The following is a 16,727-nucleotide window of genomic DNA, read 5'->3' on the forward strand; positions in this document are numbered from 1 at the left end:
ATCGCATGTGCTCGGTGACCCCAATTAGCTCATTTAGCTTCAATCAGCTATGCAATCGTGGTTTTCAGGCGGCGCTCCAGGGATTCATGATCCGCGCACCGGTGGGTTCGAAATCCGCCACATTGCGCGTGGCCACTGTCATCCCATGTACCAGTGCCGTGGCGGCGATCAAGCAATCGCGCACGGGACGCGGATCAGGTACATGCAGTTTCGCGCTGCGCAGCACCACAGCTGTATCGATCGCCAGGATACGGCCGCCAAATGCCGGTAAAACATGACTGTTGAGCCACGTCCTAAGCATGGCGCCTTGCGGCGGATCGCGCCGCTCAGCAAGCAGCACGCCGATCTCCAGTTCCTGAACCGTGATCACCGACAGGTACAAATCGGCGCTGGTCACACTATCAGCCCAGCGCGCCACATTCTCATCGGCCTTGCCGAGACGTACTTTGCGCAGCTCGGACACGACATTGGTATCGAGAATGAACATCAGGAGAGATCGGCTGCCTGGGCAGGATCACGCAATGGCGGAATATTCAGCTCGATGTCTTCCATTCCTGGCATCGCCAGCAGATCGGCGATCTTCCGAGTGCCGCCGGTAATTTTTTGATACTCGTCAAAACTCAGCAGAACGTGCGCTGGCCGGCCGCGGTCAGTGATAAACACCGGACCGTTGTTGGCGGCTTTCTTGGCTTCGCTGGCATGCTGGTTGAATTCGCGGCTGGACAAAGTAGTAATAGTCATAATGGCAGATCCTCTTTGTAAACACATTACTACAAATTAAGAAGCGATGCAATAAATGTAGCAACATATCTACATTGAAGACAAATACGGCTTTCAGTCTTCCTGCAGGGCATAGCGTGCGCAATACTCGTCGGTAATCAAGCCCGACCACCACCCGCCCCGCAACACCGCCCGGATCGCCTCGGCCTTCTTGGCCCCGCCGGCCATCCCGATCACCGGTTTCGACGGCGGCGAGGTCAGCGGCAGACTGGTCACTCGATCCTCGATAGGCGAAGCAATCAGCCGCCCATCCCCCGCAATCGCATGCCCGATCATCTCCCCCACCGCGCCATGCGCCTGCAACTGCGCCACCTCCGCCGCCGTAAGAAAACCATCTTCATGCATGGGACAGCCGGGCGCGATCGTGCCAACCCCGATGAACGTCACATCCGCCTGCTGCGCAAGATCCGCAACGATGCGGTATACCCGGTGATGGCACCACTGCCGCATATCCTCGGCGCTGTCCGCCACCAGCGGCGCCGGCAGCAAGAAGAAACGCCCCTGCGTCTTGTCGGCCACCGTCAGCGCCACGTCATAACGGTTCGACGAACCATCGGCCGCAATCGCTCCCACCATCGACACAATCCGATGCTGCGGCCTGTCCATTTCACTCACCGCCTCCAGCACCGCCTTCAAGGTCCGCCCGGAACCGACATTCACCACCAGCGGATTCTCTTGCTGCAGATAGCGCTCGACCACCTCGGCGCCCACCACCGCCAGCATCTGCTGCACGCCGGCGTCGTCCACCAGATTGCCCGCGGATCCCACGCTCGGCACCACATGGCACTGCTCCAGGCCATAGCGTTGCTGCAAGGCTGCCGCCAACTCCAGGCACTCCGACACCGGATGCTCGACCCGCACCTTGACCAACCCCGATTCGCGCGCATAAGCCACCAGTCGCTGCGCCATCTGCCGCGAAATGCCGAGGTGGTCGGCGATTTCGTTCTGGGTATCGCCAACCACGTAATACATCCACGCAGCACGGGCTGCGAGATCCAGTTTTTCATTTCTTGATGCCATCTGGTGTCCTTTTTTCGTCGGCGCATGGCAACCTTGAGCTCTTGTTGCAGCGCAATGCAGCTACCGCCTGCGTATGCCATGCGATGACGGATTGTCCCAGATAGCGCACCGCAACATAAGCATTCGGCAGGGATTTATTCGGCAAAAAAAAATCTTGACATGACCTGGATCATGACTGATTATTTGCTCAACGAAAAGTCTTTTGCTCAATATTTTCATCGAAACATGCGAAAATGCAGAACAAGGGACAGCGTTACAACCGCTTTCGGGTTGCCCACCGGCATACCGCAGAAAGTGACAAAGCGAAGCCGCACAAGTCGGCATGGCTAATTGATGATTCCTACCACGGAGACAAACATGAAACGTCGCAGCATCGGCAGCAGCCCGTTCGCAGCAATCCTGGCCCCTCTTTCCATGGCAATGCTCTGCAGCAGCGTCTGGGCCGCCCCGGTTACCGTCAACATTGCAACGATCAACAATCCGGACATGATCGAACTGCAAAAGCTTTCCTCCAATTTCGAAGCCGCCAATCCCGACATCAAGCTGCGCTGGGTCGTACTGGAAGAAAACGTCCTGCGCCAGCGCGTCACCACCGATATCGCCACCGGCAGCGGCCAGTTCGACCTGATGACCATCGGCGCGTATGAAGCGCCGATCTGGGCCAAGAAAGGCTGGCTGTCGCCGATGGAAGGCCTGCCTGCCAGCTACGACGAGGGTGACCTGATCAAGACCGTGCACGACGGCCTGACCGAAGGCGGCAAGCTGTACGCCCTGCCGTTCTACGCCGAAAGCTCGATGACCTATTACCGCAAGGACCTGTTTGCGGCAAAGGGCTTGACCATGCCTGAGCATCCGACCTACACCGACATCGCCGGCTTCGCTGAAAAGCTCGACGACAAGAAAAACGGGATTGCCGGCATCTGCCTGCGCGGCCGCGCCGGCTGGGGCGAAAACATGGCGATCATCGGCACCATGGCCAACACCTTCGGCGGCCGCTGGTTCGATGAAAAATGGCAGCCGCAGCTGAATACGCCGGAATGGAAAAACGCCGTCACCACCTATGTCGACCTGTTGAAAAAATACGGCCCGCAAGGCGCCACTTCCAACGGTTTCAATGAAAACCTGGTGCTGTTCTCCAGCGGCAAATGCGGCATGTGGATCGACGCCACGGTGGCGGCCGGCATGATCTACAGCAGCAAGGAATCGAAAGTGGTCGGCAAGGTGGCATTTGCACCGGCGCCGGTAGCCGTCACGCCGAAGGGCGCGCACTGGCTGTGGATCTGGTCGCTGGCGATTCCGAAATCGTCGAAGTCGCAGGACGCCGCCAAGAAGTTCGCCGCCTGGGCTACGTCCAAGGAATACATCCAGCTGGTCGCCAAGGAAAAGGGCTGGGGCCTGGTGCCTCCAGGCACCCGCATGTCGACCTACGCTTCGCCTGACTACAAAAAGGCCGCGCCGTATTCCGATTTCGTCCTGAGCGCCATCCAGACCGCCGACACCAAAGACGCCACTGCTCAGAAAGTGCCTTATACCGGCATCCAGTTTGCGACGATTCCCGAGTTCCAGTCGCTCGGCACAGTAGTCGGCCAGGCGATTGCCGGCGCGCTGGCGGGCAAGTCGACCGTCGACGTCGCCCTGCAGACCTCGCAGGCGCAGGCGGACCGGGTGATGCGTCAAGGACGTTATATCAAGTAAATGCGCAAGTAATCCGTAGGGTGGGCACCTCGTGCCCACGCGTGATCGCAATAGCCGGAGTACAAACTCACACCGCAGCGACGCTGATAAATACGCGGAGTACATCCGCGCGTGGGCACTAGCTGCCCACCCTACCCTCCCGCCAATCGGCGCGAAATAATGTAAGAGGTAAACCATGTCCACTCCTTTCGCCCAGGCCGCCAACACGGCCTTGCCGGCGCGGCCCAGCGCCAGCAAATTCAAGCCGGTGCGGCTGCTGCAGACACCCTCGGTGCTGTTGCTGCTGCTCTGGATGATCGTGCCGCTGGCGATGACGCTGTACTTCTCGGTCATCCGCTACAACCTGATGATGCCGGAAGCGACCGGTTTCGTCGGACTGGACAACTACGCCTTCCTGCTGAGCGATCCGGCGTTCTGGCCGTCGATCCTCAATACCCTGGTGCTGATCGGCTCGGTGCTGGTCATCAGCGTGGTAGGCGGCACCCTGCTGGCGGTGCTGTTCGACCAGCCCTTCTTCGGCCGCGGCATCGCTCGCCTGCTGGTGATAGGTCCCTTCTTCGTGATGCCGACCGTGGCCGCCCTGATCTGGAAAAACATGATCCTGCATCCGGTCTACGGCCTGCTGGCCTGGGCCATGCGCCTGGTCGGCCTGGAGCCGGTCGACTGGCTGGCCGAATATCCGATGCTGTCGGTGATCATGATCGTCGCCTGGCAATGGATTCCGTTTGCCTTCCTGATCCTGCTGACGGCGCTGCAATCGCTGGACATGGAACAGAAAGAGGCGGCGCAGCTGGACGGCGCCGGACCGGTGCGGGTGTTCTGGTACGTGGTGCTGCCGCATCTGAAGCGCGCCATCACGGTGGTGATCATGATCGAAACCATTTTCCTGCTGTCGATCTTCGCTGAAATCTTCACCACTACCGCCGGCGGTCCCGGCACGGCGACTACCAACCTGGCTTACCTGGTGTATTCGATCGGCTTGCAGCAGTTCGATATCGGCATCGCCTCGGCCGGCGGCATCATCGCCGTGGTCCTGGCCAATATCGTGTCGTTCTTCCTGGTGCGGATGATGGCCAAGAACCTGAAAGGAGCGAACGAAAAATGAGTGCTAAAAACAAGAATCGCCTATGGCTGGGCATGCTGGCCTGGGCCTGCGCCATCGTCCTGTTCTTCCCGATCTTCTGGGTGGCGATCACCGCTTTCAAGACCGAACACCAGGCTTACGTCCCGACCCTGATTTTCTGGCCGACGCTGGAAAGCTTCCACGAAGTCCTGGCGCGCAGCAACTACATGGATTTCGTCGCCAACTCGCTGATCGTCTCGCTGGGCTCGACCGTGCTGGCATTGCTGATCGCCGTGCCGGCGGCCTATTCGATGGCCTTCTTCCCGACCGCAAAGACCCAGAAACTGCTGCTGTGGATGCTGTCGACCAAGATGATGCCCGCGGTCGGCGTACTGATCCCGATCTACCTGCTGGCCAAGAATACCGGCCTGCTCGATACCGTGACCGGCCTGACCATCATCTATACCCTGATCAACCTGCCAATCGCGGTGTGGATGGCGTTCACCTATTTCAACGACGTCCCCAAGGAAATCCTGGAAGCGGCGCGCATCGACGGCGCCAACGCCTGGCAGGAAATGGTGTACCTGTTGCTGCCGACTTCCATGCCAGGACTGGTCTCGACCGCGCTGCTGCTGATTATCTTGTCCTGGAATGAAGCGTTCTGGAGCATCAACCTGACCAGTGTCAGCGGCGCTCCCCTGACCGTATTCATCGCCTCTTACTCGAATCCGGAAGGCTTGTTCTGGGCCAAGCTGTCGGCGGCGTCATTGCTGGCGATCGCGCCGATCATGGTGCTCGGCTGGCTGGCGCAGAAGCAGCTGGTGCGCGGCCTGACCTTTGGCGCGGTGAAATGACGCCGATGATGAAGACCGCAATGAACCAACACATCACGCACCTGATCTGCGATTGCGACGGCGTCTTGCTGGATAGCGAAAGCATCGCTCTCGCTGTCCTGCATCGACAGCTCGGCAGCTACCTGCCGCGCAGCGTAGCGCACGGCAATAGCCAGGCCGAACTGGCGCTCGAGTTGGCACTGCATGGAGCGATTGCGGAGCGGCTCGGCATGATGACCAACCAGTTGCTGGATGAGCTCAATGCCCAGTTCAATCTCGGCTTGCTGGCGCCAGACTATGACGCCATCAACCTGGCGGTCGGCCGCGCCTGCAGCGAAGAAGTCACGGCGGTGCCGGGCGTGATCGAAGTGCTGGCGGCGATTTCCTTGCCCAAGGCGGTCGCCAGCAACAGCAGCCTGCTGCGCATCGACGCCGGCTTGCGTCGCTGCGGCTTGCTGGAGCTGTTCGAGGGCCATATCCACAGCGGCCACGACATGGGCACGCCCAAGCCGGCGCCGGATGTCTATCTGGCGGCGGCGGCCGGCTTCCAGGTCGCGCCACGGCACTGCATTGCCGTCGACGACAGCGTCACCGGCGTCCGTTCCGCAGTGGCCGCCGGCATCCGCGTATTCGGCTTTACCGGCGTCGCTCACGACCGCGGCCAGGCCGCCGCGCGCCTGCTGGCGGCGGGCGCCGAGCGGGTATTCGACGACATGCGGCAGCTGCCCGTCTTGCTGGCGGCTTAACAAATAATTCAGCTTTCACCTCAGCGGTGATTTAAGAATAAACAGAAGGAGACCATCATGGCAGGCGTAAAAATCAGGAACCTCATCAAGAGCTACGACGACAATGAAGTCATGCGCGATATCAACCTGGATATCGACGATGGCGAATTCGTGGTCTTCGTCGGCCCCAGCGGCTGCGGCAAATCGACCCTGCTGCGCATGATCGCCGGCCTGGAAGACATCAGCAGCGGCGACCTTTTCATCGGCGAGGTCCGCATGAACGACGTGCCGCCGGCCAAGCGCGGCATCGCCATGGTGTTCCAGTCGTATGCGCTGTATCCGCACATGACGCTGTACGACAACATGGCCTTTGGCCTGAAGATCGCCGGCAAGTCGAAAGCCGAGATCGACGCCGCCGTGCAGAAGGCCGCCAAGACCTTGCATATCGACCATCTGCTGGACCGCAAGCCGAAAGCCCTGTCCGGCGGCCAGCGCCAGCGCGTCGCCATCGGCCGCGCCATCACGCGTGAGCCTAGCGTGTTCCTGTTCGACGAACCCTTGTCGAACCTGGATTCGGCGCTGCGGGTCAAGATGCGCCTGGAATTTTCGCGGCTGCACGATGAACTCAAGACCACCATGATCTACGTCACCCACGACCAGATCGAAGCCATGACCCTGGCCGACAAGATCGTAGTGCTGTCGGCCGGCCGCATCGAACAGGTCGGCTCGCCGCAGCAGCTCTACCATCATCCGGCCAACCGTTTCGTGGCCGGCTTCATCGGCTCGCCCAAGATGAATTTCATCGACGGCAAAGTGGTCGCCATTGGCGCCAACGGCGTGCTGGTGGAACTGGCCAGCGGCGGCCGCCAGTCGGTCGCGGTGGATGGCAGCAGCCTGCAGATCGGCGCCGCGGTCAGCATCGGCGTGCGCGCCGAGCACCTGATGCTGGATGCGCAGTCACCCATGCTCAAGGCCAGGTTCACGGTGCTGGAAGCGCTCGGCGACTTTTCCTACCTGTACGCCGATTCGACCGCCTCCGAAGAACCGCTGGTGCTGCGCGTGGCCGATACCGTCAGCATGCAGCGCGGCAGTGAAATCGGCGTCTCCGCCGACCCGCTGCGCTGCCACCTGTTCGACCAGAGCGGCCGCGCGCTGCCCCGGCTGCACGGATCAGGCAGCGCCACCGCGGCGGATCAAGGCCGGGCGACGACGCAGGTGGCATAAGGCCGCCGCCAACCAGCCAAGCAACTAACTAGAACAACGCTTTCGTCAATATTTATCAGGACTCATCATGCCAGCTACTTCCTCCGCTAATCCTGGATCCGAACAGGTCTGGCTGCACATAGGCGCAGGCTCTTTCCACCGCGCGCACCAGGCAGTCTATCTGCATCATCTGATGGAGAGCGGCGACCATAGCTGGTCGCTGGCGCTGGCCAATATCCGCGACGACATGACGCCGCTGCTGGATGCGCTGGAACGACAGGACGGCGCCTATACGCTGGAAACCGTCACGCCAGCCGGCGTGCGCAGCTATGAAGTGATCCGCTCGATCAAGACCATCGTGCCGTGGGATGCGTCGCTGCTGGAAATGACCGCCATCGGCGCCCGCAGCAGCACCAAGGTGATTTCCTTCACCGTCACCGAAGGTGGTTATTATCTCGATCACCATCATCGCCTCGATACCGCCAACCCCGACCTGGCCGCCGACCTGCAAGGCGAACTGAACACCATCTACGGCGCCATGAGCGCCATCCTGCGCGCCCGCGCAGCCGCCAACGGCGGTCCGGTGACATTACTCAACTGCGATAACCTGCGCCATAACGGCGAACGCTTTCACGACGGCTTGCTGCAGTTCCTCGCCCTGCGCGGCGAGAGCGCGCTGCAGCAATGGGTCAGCACGCATACCCGTAGTCCTAACTCCATGGTCGACCGCATCACGCCACGCCCGACCGACGAAGTCCGGGCACGCGTGGCGCAAGCCTGCGGCGCTCCGGATCCCTGCGCGCTCATGGCTGAATCCTTCATCCAGTGGGTGATCGAGGACGACTTTGCCGCCGGCCGCCCGGCGCTGGAGAAGGTCGGCGTCGAAATGGTCAAATCGGTGCTGCCTTATGAAGAGGCCAAGATCCGCATACTCAACGCCACCCACAGCTGCGTCGCCTGGGCCGGCACCCTGGTCGGACTGGACTATATCGACCAGGATTGCGCCCGCCAGGATATCCGCAAGATGGCCTTCGATTATGTGACGCAAGACGTCATCCCCTGCCTGACGCCGAGCCCGCTCAACCTGGAAAACTACCGCGACACCGTGCTGGAACGCTTCAGCAATCCGAATATCCAGGACAGCAACCAGCGCGTCGCCGCCGACGGCTTCTCCAAGATCCCGGGCTTCATCGTGCCGACCCTGCAGGAATGCATCGCGCGCGGCGTGGTGCCGCATGCCACGCTGCTGCTGCCGGCGCTATTCTTCCTGTTCCTGCAGCGCTGGGCCAAGGGTGAACTGCCCTACGCCTACCAGGATGGCGTGTTCGATGCCGCCGCCACTCGCGCCATGCTGGCCGGCGCCGACCCGCTGCGCGCCTATTGCGCCGACACCGCCTTATGGGGCACACTAGCCGGCAGCGCACAGCTTGAACTGCCGCTGCGCGCAGCCGTGGTCCGGGTCCAGGACTGGCTGGCGCAGCAAAACTGAACTGACTCGCATAATGCGGCGTGACCCGGGCAAAGCGCAGTGAGCCGCTCTGCCCGGATCATGCCGCTCGCCACATATCGTCTACGCGTAGAGGAATTGGAAAATGTATCTGGGCATCGACCTCGGCACCTCGGAAGTCAAGGTAGTCCTGATGGACCAGGCCGGCAATCTGCTGGCCGACGCCGCTTCCGCACTGAATGTCTCGCGCCCGCAGCCGCGCTGGTCGGAGCAGGATCCCGAGCAATGGTGGCAAGCCACCGGCGACAGCATCGCCAAGCTGCGCGCCAAGGCGCCGCAACAGTTCAGCGAGGTGCGCGCCATCGGCCTGTCCGGCCAGATGCATGGCGCGGTAGTGCTCGATGCCAAAGACCAGGTATTGCGGCCAGCGATCCTGTGGAACGACCTGCGCAGCATCAGCGAATGCGCTGAACTGAGCGCGCGCGCGCCGCAACTGCACCAGATCGCCGGTAACCTCGCCATGCCCGGCTTCACCGCCCCCAAGCTGCTGTGGCTGGCGCGCCATGAACCTGAAATATTCGCCGCCATGGCGACCGTGCTTCTCCCCAAGGACTGGCTGCGCCTGAAACTCACCGGCCAAAAAGTCTCCGAGCCGTCCGACGCCGCCGGCACGCTGTGGCTGGATGTCGCCAAGCGCGACTGGTCCGACGAATTACTGGCCGCCACCAACATGCGGCGCGCGCATATGCCGCGCCTGGTGGAAGGCGGCGAATCCTCCGGCACATTGCTGCCCGAAGTCGCCACGGCCTGGGGCCTGTCGACCCAGGTCATGGTCGCCGGCGGCGGCGGCGACGGCGCCGCCAGCGCGGTCGGCATCGGCGCCGTCAATCCCGGCGACGGCTTCATCTCGCTAGGCACCTCCGGCGTGCTGTTCGTCGTCAACGACCGCTTCCGCCCCAATCCGGCGCAAGCCGTGCACGCCTTCTGCCATGCCCTGCCGGGCCGCTGGCACCAGATGAGCGTGATGCTGTCGGCCGCCAGCTGCCTGCGCTGGTTCTGCCGCCTGGTCAGCGTCGACGAAGCCACCCTGCTCAATGAAATTGCCGCCCTCGGCCCGGCCGAACTGGAAAACGCCCCGCTGTTCCTGCCCTACCTGTCCGGCGAACGCACGCCTCACAACGATCCCTACGCCCAAGGCATATTCCACGGCCTGTCGCACGCCCACGGCCGCGCCGCCTTAGGCTACGCCGTGCTCGAAGGCGTCAGCTTCGGCATGGCCGACGGCCTGCACGCCCTGCACACGGCAGGCACCGAAGTCACTGAGTTGTCGCTGGTAGGCGGCGGCTCGCGCAGCCCCTACTGGGCGCAACTGATCGCCGATGCATTGAACGTGAAGATGGTGACCCACATCGGCAGCGAAACCGGCGGTGCGCTTGGCGCGGCACGCTTAGCGTGGCTGGCCGCCAATGACCAACCCGGCAAGGAAGCCATCATCTGCGCCAAACCGCCGCAGCGCGAGGCATTCACGCCGAATCTGCGGCGCCATGCGGCATTGCTTCCTCGCCTGGAGGCTTACCGGGACATCTACCGCTGCCGGCCGCAGCGCGTCGCAGACCCTGACCAGGGCCTGCATTGAGCGGGCTTCACTTTTGATTGATTGCTGATAAAATCATTACCAGCTTTTGCAGTATCTTTTGCGGAAGCAGTGCCGGTGTAGCTCAGTTGGTAGAGCAATTCATTCGTAATGAAGAGGTCGGGGGTTCGACTCCTCTCTCCGGCACCAGTTTTACCCAATAATCTGCTTCCGCCTCGATTGTCGATATATCAAGAAATGATCGTATCTCAACGGCCAATCTGGCAAGAATAGCCTGCTCAATACGAATATTTTTCCTGTCGATACCGGCCATCGCGCGCACCGTACAGACTGGAACGCAGCTTGACGTCATTAAGCACCACTCCCTGCGATGAAATACCGGCCTGCGCCAGGCGCTTCAAGGATTCCTTGATCGCCCCCGTGCCGCTGACTTCCGCCCGCGCAATCAATAAAACCGTCGCGGCATGCGCGGCGGCGATGACAGCATCGGAAACCGCCAGCACCGGCGGCGTATCGATCAGGACATAATCGTAGCTGGCGGAAAGCGATTCCAGCAGCTTGCCGAAATTCTGATGCGACAGCAATTCCGACGGCTTGAGCGGCAGCTGGCCGGTGGAAATGAAGCTGACGTTTTCCAGCAGATCCTTGTGCAGCACCTGGTCGATATCCTGGCTGGCCGTGATCAGGTCTGACAGGCCATTGCCGCGCTCCAGTCCGAAATACTGATGCAGATAGCCCTTGCGCAAATCGGCATCGATCAGCAGCACTTTCTTGCCTGCGGCCGCCAGCACGGCAGCAAAATTGGCAGCAACAAAGGATTTTCCCAAACCCGGGGTTGGACCGGTAATCAGCACGATATTGTTGCGCGACTCCAGCATCGAAAACTGCAAGGCCGTGCGCAAGCCACGCAAGCCTTCGATCGCCATGTCGGTTGGAAAATTTTGCGCCAGGACGGAAATCGACGGCGATCTGGCCTGTATTTTCTGGTACAACTGTTCTTGCTTTTTACTACGGGGAATCGACGCAAACACGGTCACGCCCAGCGCTTCCTCTATTTCAAAGGCATCGCTGACGCCGTCGAACATGAGCTTTTTCACGATGGCGCACAACATCCCCGCAAATAGCCCCAACGCCATCGAGATCAGAACGATCATGGAGCGATGCGGCTTGAGCGCTTGTTCAGGCACCAGCGCCGGATCGACGATGCGGACGTTGCCGACCTTGCCGGCCTTCACCAGACGCAGCTGCTGCGCCGAATTCAACAATGCCGTATACAGATCGGTGTTGACCTTGACGTCGCGGTTGAGGCGGAACAGGTTCTGCTCGAGCAACGGCAAACGCTTGATCTGCGCGGAATACTTCTGCAGTTCGTCGTTGATCTCGGCAATCTGGCGGTTAATGCCGACCACCGCCGGATGATCGTTCGTGAAGCCGATCAGCAGGCCTTCTCTTTTCTGCTTCAACTCGATCAGCCTGGTTTGCGCCGCCACGTTCTGCTGCAGCATCAGCTTCGATTCCTCACCCAGGTTGATCGTGCTGCTGCTGTTGCGGAACTGGTTGTATTTGTTCTCGGATTGTTCCAGCTCTGCCCGCAGTTCCGGCAATTTTTTGTCGAGGAAAGCAAGCGTCTGTTCTGCCTCTTCCGATTTCCTGGCGACATTCTGGCGCACGTAATCAAGGCCGATGCCATTCAGAGTGCGTGCAATCAACTCGGGATCATGGCCCTGCAGGCTGATGTTCAGGATGCCGGATCCTTTACCCTTTTCCACGATGGTCATGGATTTCTGCAACTCGGCGACGGTCTGCATGCGCGACGCATGGCGCAAAATGAACTGGGCTCCCGGCTTGCCATTCAGTGCGGCGACCTTGAGCACGATATTGCCTTCGCCGATCGCGACATTCAACTCCTTGCCAACTTCGCCTTCCAGCGCAATCTGGCGGGCATTCTGGCGCATGACGAAATGCCCCGGTGCGGTCGCCGTCAGCACGAAATCCTGGCCATCCAGCGATTTCGGAATCTCAAAACGCGCCACCTCGATTCTTTCGGCGCCCCAGGCGTAACCGCCGTGTCCGAACAAGCCTGGCGTAGACAGTTCATCCTGGCCGGAAGCCATCCAGGAACCGATCAAGGGAAAATATTTAGCGCGCGCAAACACGTTTAAATGCAGATTGTCCACAGCCTGCGACGCCAAGCTGCGCGAACGCAGTATCTCGATTTCGGCAGCGGCGTCGGCTTTCACATCGACCAGCGACGACAGCGACGACAGACTGCCCAGCAGGTTCTTGGATGTATTCGGACTGTCTTCCACCTGGACCAGCAGATCGGTGCTGTAGACCGGCTTGGCGATCAGCGCATAGCCGGCTCCCAGCAGGCTGACGATTAGGAAAATGCCGATCACCAGCCAGCGATGGTCAGAGATTGCATCGAGAAAAGCGACAACGCTGAACTCTTCAGTCGAAGATTCTTCTGCCGCGGAATGTTGTTGGGCGTTCATGTTAGATCTGTTTTTTCTATAAAAGTAATTGCTGCTTTCCCCAAGAAAGATGCGACGGACATTGCCGTCTCATGAAAAAGGATATGGGTGAATGCAGGCTGGTCAGCCGATTTGCACAATTTTCCTGGACAAATCAGACATGCCTTGCGAAATCAGGCGATACGCTTGCCGAAAGCTGTTCATGTCCTGCTGATAAGGATCGGGGATATCGAAATCGCCAAACTCGCCGCTGCGCAGGACCTTGCCTTTGGCCGCGGGATATTTTTTTTCGATATAGCGTTTTTGTTCGGCATCCATGGTCAGGATCAGATCGGCTTCGCGCACCATGCGGTCAGTCAGCCTTTGTGCGCGGTGGTCACTGATGTCGATGCCCTGCTCCAGCATGATCTGGATCGAGTGCGGATCGGCGGGATAGCCGACCATGGCGTCGATGCCGGCCGAACGGATCGTCTTGTCCGGGAAAGCCTTGTGCAACAAGCCTTGCGCCATCGGGCTGCGGCAGATATTGCCGATGCAGATCACCAGAAGATTATTCATTATTTCCCCGCCTGCACCGCACTGGTGACCGACTGCGCGCTAGGAATGATCAGGCTTACCACGCGCGACCAGAGCGCCAGCGGCGCGGCATCGACATACACCACGTCCCTGGCCTTCAGTTGAAAATTATTGGCCAGCGCGAAGGCTGCCGGCGAACGCGCATCCAGGTGATACACCTGCGGCTGCGCCGTATCCCCTGCCGCGTTCCGCACCACATAGACCTGGCGGGCGTCGCTGGTCAGCGGGCTCAATCCGCCGGCTTCACCCAGTGCCTCGCTCAGCGTCATGCGACCGTCGCGCAAGGTCAGCGTGAGCGGACGCGTCACTTCGCCCAGTACGAACACTTTGCTGTCGTCGCGCGCAAACACCCGCACCGCGTCGCCGTTGGCCAGCAGAATACCCCCGGACGGACCCATTCCCCGGCGTATAAGCAATGGCAGGTTGACCCGATAGTTCGCACCATTGCGCGTCACTTCAACCTGGCTGGCGTCGCCGCCCTCCAGCACGCCGCCGGCGCGGCTCAGCGCTTCTGCCAGTGTCATCGGAATATCGTTGATCGCCTGTATCCCTGGCGTCTTGACTTCGCCGCTCAGATACACGCGCTGGCTGCGATAAGCTTGCACGCGCAGGGTCAAATTCGGTTTCCGGAAATACTGCCCGAGTTTTGCTGTCAGCGCATCGCGTGCCTGCGCCTCAGTCAGGCCCGCCAGCTTGAGCATTCCGACATAGGGAAACTGCACCATACCGCTCTGGTCGACCACGAAGCCTGGCGCGGTGCTGCCCTCGATGCCAGCCACCGCCGCCTGGGCGGCCGCCATGGCCGGCGCCGCCAATTCCGGGTGGTCCCAGACGATGATGGACAGGATGTCGCCATTGCCGATCAGATAGGGCGCTGGCGCCTTCATCAGCGGCGTCAGGTCAGGGCCGCTGCGCTGCTGCGCCACAGCCTTCTCCTGCCGCACCAGGTCCGGCGTGATCGTTGTGAATGAGGTCGCGTCATGGCCGCCGTCTTTCTCGGAAGCGCTTTGCTCCATGCGCATCCCCGGCACAGTGACGCAAGCCGCAAGCAGGAATAGCGAGGCAAGGGCGGCCCAGCGCCGCAAATGTTTTTTCAAGTTAAATGACATATTGTTTTCAATCTGACTGCAAATAAAATCGCGTCGAACCGCGGCGGGCGGGCCGCTCCGCTGGAACCGATGCCATCGCCGCTGGCTACGCTCTTGGCGTAGTGCCGGACTGACCACGGATTGACGCATGAATGCGGTGCCGGCAAGATCTTGCGATTCCAGGTTCTGCCTGGGTAAGCGCCGGCTGTCTGGTGCATATCCATTACAGCGAGCTCTATCCTAGATAAGCAGGGTATAAATGTATGTAGGGAAAATCCGATATGGAATAATGACTTCCCCGATTGCCGGCGCAAGGTCCGCTAGACCGCGTAACGGCGACCCGCTGCGCCATGACATGGGAAACCGCCTTGCCGTAACAGTGCGGCTTTAAAACCACAGCTGCGCTAGGCGGCAGCGGATTTCTGTATCATTCCCTCATGCCAATGTTCCAAAGCATCAAGTTCCGCCTGATTGGCCTCGGTATCCTGATTATCGTGGCCGGCATCGGCTTGCGCCTGTTTTTTGCCCTGCCCTTTGCCCAGGGATTGCTGAAGGACGAAGTGGCGGCCCAGCAACTGTCGGTGGCGTCGTATGTCGCCCGCGACATCGACCACAGCATCCAGGCGCGCCGCGCGCTGCTGGCCGAACTGAGTTCGGCGCTGCCGCCGGCGCTGCTGTCGCAGCCGGACCGGCTCACGCTCTGGCTGCGCGAACGGCAACGCATCAATCCCTTGTTCAACAGCGGCTTGCTGGTGGTGCCGGCGGACGGCAAGGGTGTGCTAGCGCAGTATCCTGCGGTGCCCGGACGCGAGGAGCTGCTCTTTTCCGCAAGCGACTGGTTCCGCGCGGCGCTGCAGGCAGATACCCCCGTGATGGGGCGGCCGAAGCGCGGGCGCGCCATTCACGAACCGATCCTGGTGATGGCGGCGCCGGTGCGCAATCAGGCCCGCCAAGTGGTGGCGGTACTGGCCGGCGTGGTGGTGCTGAACACGCCAGGCTTTCTCGACCGCCTGCAGGAAACCAAGCTGGGCGTCAGCGGCGGCTTCCTGCTGGTGTCGCCGACCGACAAGCTGTTCGTCGGCGCCAGCGATCCGGCGATGGTGCTGACGCCGACGCCGCCGCCCGGCGTCAACCTGCTGCATGACCGCGCCATGGCCGGCTATCGCGGCACCGGCATCACCATCAACGCCAAGGGCGTGGAAGAACTGGCGGCGATGGTGACCGTGCCCAGCACCGGCTGGTTCGTGGTGGCGCGCATTCCGACGGCGGAAGTGTTCCATCCGATCAATGCCATGCTGGGTTTCTATCTGCGCAACACACTGGTGATCATCGTCGGCATGGTCATCCTCATGCTGCTGCTGTTGCCGCGCACTTTGCGGCCACTCACCGATGCCGCCCATGCGATGCGCGACATGGCCGATGGCAAGCGCGCGCTGGCGCCGCTGCCGGTGCTGCGGCGCGATGAGGTCGGCAGCCTGGTGCTGGGTTTTAATTACCTGGTGGAACGCCTGCGCGACAAGGAAGCCGCGCTCAAGGCGAGCGAGGCGCGCATGGCGTTCATGGCGCATCACGATACGCTCACCGGCCTGTGCAACCGGGCCATGCTGGAAGACCGCCTGCAGCAGGCAATGGCGCGCGCGCAACGCGACGGTTCGCATTTCGCGCTATTGTTTTGCGATCTCGATAATTTCAAGCCGATCAACGATGTCTTCGGACACGAGGCCGGCGACGCCATCCTGTGCCAGGTGGCGGCGCGCCTGCTGGATGAACGCCGCAGCACCGATACCGTCGCGCGCCTGGGCGGCGATGAATTTGTGATCTTGCTGACCGATCTCGGCGATGCGCACGCGGCATCGGTTGGCGTCGCCCGTCAATTGCTGGCGGCGATCGGCATTCCTTTCAACATCGGCGGCCAGCTGTTCGAGCTGAGCGCGTCGATCGGCATTGCCTTGCATGTGCGGGCCGGCATCTCTACTTCGCAGCTGATGTCGCAAGCCGATATCGCCATGTACCAGGCCAAGCGCGCGGGCAAGAACGAATTCTGTGTCTTCGACGAGACGCTGGAGCCGTTCCGCGTCTAGTGTCGTGCCTGCCTCATCTGTCGGTATATCGCGCCGGCCTTGGCCCGTAGCGCTAGGCGTGCCAAGGAGACATAGCGGTGCTATGGCGACGAGGCGCAACGACGCGATACGGGTCAAGGACCAGCGAGATGCCGACAGATGAGGCAGG

Annotated in this window: 13 protein-coding genes, 1 tRNA gene and 1 pseudogene; 9 read left to right on the forward strand and 6 right to left on the reverse strand. The window is 61.1% G+C overall.

Annotated elements, in window-relative coordinates; genetic code table 11:
* Positions 1–64: 64 nt before the first annotated feature.
* From VNZ65_RS13970 to VNZ65_RS13980, 3 genes are all read right to left on the reverse strand, one after another.
* The gene (locus VNZ65_RS13970) at positions 65–490 is read right to left on the reverse strand and encodes a type II toxin-antitoxin system VapC family toxin (protein ID WP_325670008.1); all 426 of its coding nucleotides are present in this window, start codon (positions 488–490) and stop codon (positions 65–67) included.
* Positions 487–741 carry a type II toxin-antitoxin system Phd/YefM family antitoxin gene (locus VNZ65_RS13975; protein WP_325669982.1) on the reverse strand — a complete coding sequence of 85 codons (255 nt, stop codon included), beginning with the start codon at positions 739–741 and terminating at the stop codon, positions 487–489. Before VNZ65_RS13975 ends, VNZ65_RS13970 begins: the two co-directional genes overlap by 4 nt.
* 93 nt (positions 742–834) lie before the next feature.
* Entirely contained in the window at positions 835–1,800 is a 966-nt protein-coding gene (locus VNZ65_RS13980) for a sugar-binding transcriptional regulator (protein WP_325669984.1), read from the reverse strand.
* Positions 1,801–2,214: 414 nt separating this feature from the next.
* Between VNZ65_RS13980 and VNZ65_RS13985 the strand changes: the two genes are divergently transcribed.
* The 8 genes and pseudogenes from VNZ65_RS13985 (at position 2,215) to VNZ65_RS14020 (ending at position 10,549) form a co-directional block, all read left to right on the forward strand.
* Positions 2,215–3,495 carry an ABC transporter substrate-binding protein gene (locus VNZ65_RS13985; protein WP_414649132.1) on the forward strand — a complete coding sequence of 427 codons (1,281 nt, stop codon included), beginning with the start codon at positions 2,215–2,217 and terminating at the stop codon, positions 3,493–3,495.
* Positions 3,496–3,670: 175 nt separating this feature from the next.
* Positions 3,671–4,600 (forward strand): sugar ABC transporter permease, encoded by a 930-nt coding sequence (locus tag VNZ65_RS13990; protein ID WP_325669988.1) that lies wholly within the window; start codon positions 3,671–3,673, stop codon positions 4,598–4,600.
* 29 nt (positions 4,601–4,629) lie between these two features.
* Positions 4,630–5,412: pseudogene (locus VNZ65_RS13995) on the forward strand (carbohydrate ABC transporter permease); the annotation flags it as partial.
* 20 nt (positions 5,413–5,432) lie between these two features.
* Complete coding sequence (locus VNZ65_RS14000) at positions 5,433–6,137, forward strand: HAD-IA family hydrolase (RefSeq protein WP_325669990.1); 705 nt, start codon at positions 5,433–5,435, stop codon at positions 6,135–6,137.
* A gap of 57 nt (positions 6,138–6,194) precedes the next feature.
* Entirely contained in the window at positions 6,195–7,340 is a 1,146-nt protein-coding gene (ugpC, locus tag VNZ65_RS14005) for a sn-glycerol-3-phosphate ABC transporter ATP-binding protein UgpC (protein ID WP_325669992.1), read from the forward strand.
* Positions 7,341–7,407: 67 nt separating this feature from the next.
* Positions 7,408–8,808 carry a D-arabinitol 4-dehydrogenase gene (gene dalD / locus VNZ65_RS14010; RefSeq protein ID WP_325669994.1) on the forward strand — a complete coding sequence of 467 codons (1,401 nt, stop codon included), beginning with the start codon at positions 7,408–7,410 and terminating at the stop codon, positions 8,806–8,808.
* 103 nt (positions 8,809–8,911) lie between these two features.
* Positions 8,912–10,402 (forward strand): xylulokinase, encoded by a 1,491-nt coding sequence (xylB, locus tag VNZ65_RS14015; RefSeq protein ID WP_325669996.1) that lies wholly within the window; start codon positions 8,912–8,914, stop codon positions 10,400–10,402.
* Positions 10,403–10,473: 71 nt separating this feature from the next.
* Positions 10,474–10,549, forward strand: a tRNA-Thr gene (locus VNZ65_RS14020).
* Positions 10,550–10,638: 89 nt separating this feature from the next.
* Here the strand turns inward: VNZ65_RS14020 and VNZ65_RS14025 are convergent.
* The 3 genes from VNZ65_RS14025 to VNZ65_RS14035 form a co-directional block, all read right to left on the reverse strand.
* Positions 10,639–12,855 carry a polysaccharide biosynthesis tyrosine autokinase gene (locus VNZ65_RS14025; RefSeq protein WP_325669998.1) on the reverse strand — a complete coding sequence of 739 codons (2,217 nt, stop codon included), beginning with the start codon at positions 12,853–12,855 and terminating at the stop codon, positions 10,639–10,641.
* 102 nt (positions 12,856–12,957) lie between these two features.
* Positions 12,958–13,392, reverse strand: coding sequence for a low molecular weight protein-tyrosine-phosphatase (locus tag VNZ65_RS14030; RefSeq protein WP_325670000.1), 435 nt, complete (start codon positions 13,390–13,392; stop codon positions 12,958–12,960).
* Positions 13,392–14,519 carry a polysaccharide biosynthesis/export family protein gene (locus VNZ65_RS14035; protein ID WP_325670002.1) on the reverse strand — a complete coding sequence of 376 codons (1,128 nt, stop codon included), beginning with the start codon at positions 14,517–14,519 and terminating at the stop codon, positions 13,392–13,394. The genes VNZ65_RS14030 and VNZ65_RS14035 overlap by 1 nt, the downstream gene beginning before the upstream one ends.
* A gap of 416 nt (positions 14,520–14,935) precedes the next feature.
* Here VNZ65_RS14035 and VNZ65_RS14040 point away from each other — a divergent pair, with 416 nt between their 5' ends.
* Positions 14,936–16,579: a diguanylate cyclase domain-containing protein gene (locus VNZ65_RS14040; RefSeq protein ID WP_325670004.1), complete on the forward strand. Its 1,644-nt coding sequence runs from the start codon at positions 14,936–14,938 to the stop codon at positions 16,577–16,579.
* Positions 16,580–16,727: the final 148 nt, after the last annotated feature.

It is taken from the genome of Collimonas sp. (genome assembly GCF_035566555.1).
Classification (GTDB): Bacteria; Pseudomonadota; Gammaproteobacteria; order Burkholderiales; family Burkholderiaceae_D; genus Collimonas.

Coding starts and splice junctions, on each gene's coding strand:
- VNZ65_RS13975 (WP_325669982.1), bottom strand. CDS start 741: ATGACTATTACTACTTTGTCCAGCCGCGAATTCAACCAGCATGCCAGC.
- VNZ65_RS13980 (WP_325669984.1), bottom strand. CDS start 1,800: ATGGCATCAAGAAATGAAAAACTGGATCTCGCAGCCCGTGCTGCGTGG.
- VNZ65_RS13985 (WP_414649132.1), top strand. CDS start 2,215: ATGGCAATGCTCTGCAGCAGCGTCTGGGCCGCCCCGGTTACCGTCAAC.
- VNZ65_RS13990 (WP_325669988.1), top strand. CDS start 3,671: ATGTCCACTCCTTTCGCCCAGGCCGCCAACACGGCCTTGCCGGCGCGG.
- VNZ65_RS14000 (WP_325669990.1), top strand. CDS start 5,433: ATGAACCAACACATCACGCACCTGATCTGCGATTGCGACGGCGTCTTG.
- ugpC (WP_325669992.1), top strand. CDS start 6,195: ATGGCAGGCGTAAAAATCAGGAACCTCATCAAGAGCTACGACGACAAT.
- dalD (WP_325669994.1), top strand. CDS start 7,408: ATGCCAGCTACTTCCTCCGCTAATCCTGGATCCGAACAGGTCTGGCTG.
- xylB (WP_325669996.1), top strand. CDS start 8,912: ATGTATCTGGGCATCGACCTCGGCACCTCGGAAGTCAAGGTAGTCCTG.
- VNZ65_RS14025 (WP_325669998.1), bottom strand. CDS start 12,855: ATGAACGCCCAACAACATTCCGCGGCAGAAGAATCTTCGACTGAAGAG.
- VNZ65_RS14030 (WP_325670000.1), bottom strand. CDS start 13,392: ATGAATAATCTTCTGGTGATCTGCATCGGCAATATCTGCCGCAGCCCG.
- VNZ65_RS14035 (WP_325670002.1), bottom strand. CDS start 14,519: ATGTCATTTAACTTGAAAAAACATTTGCGGCGCTGGGCCGCCCTTGCC.
- VNZ65_RS14040 (WP_325670004.1), top strand. CDS start 14,936: ATGCCAATGTTCCAAAGCATCAAGTTCCGCCTGATTGGCCTCGGTATC.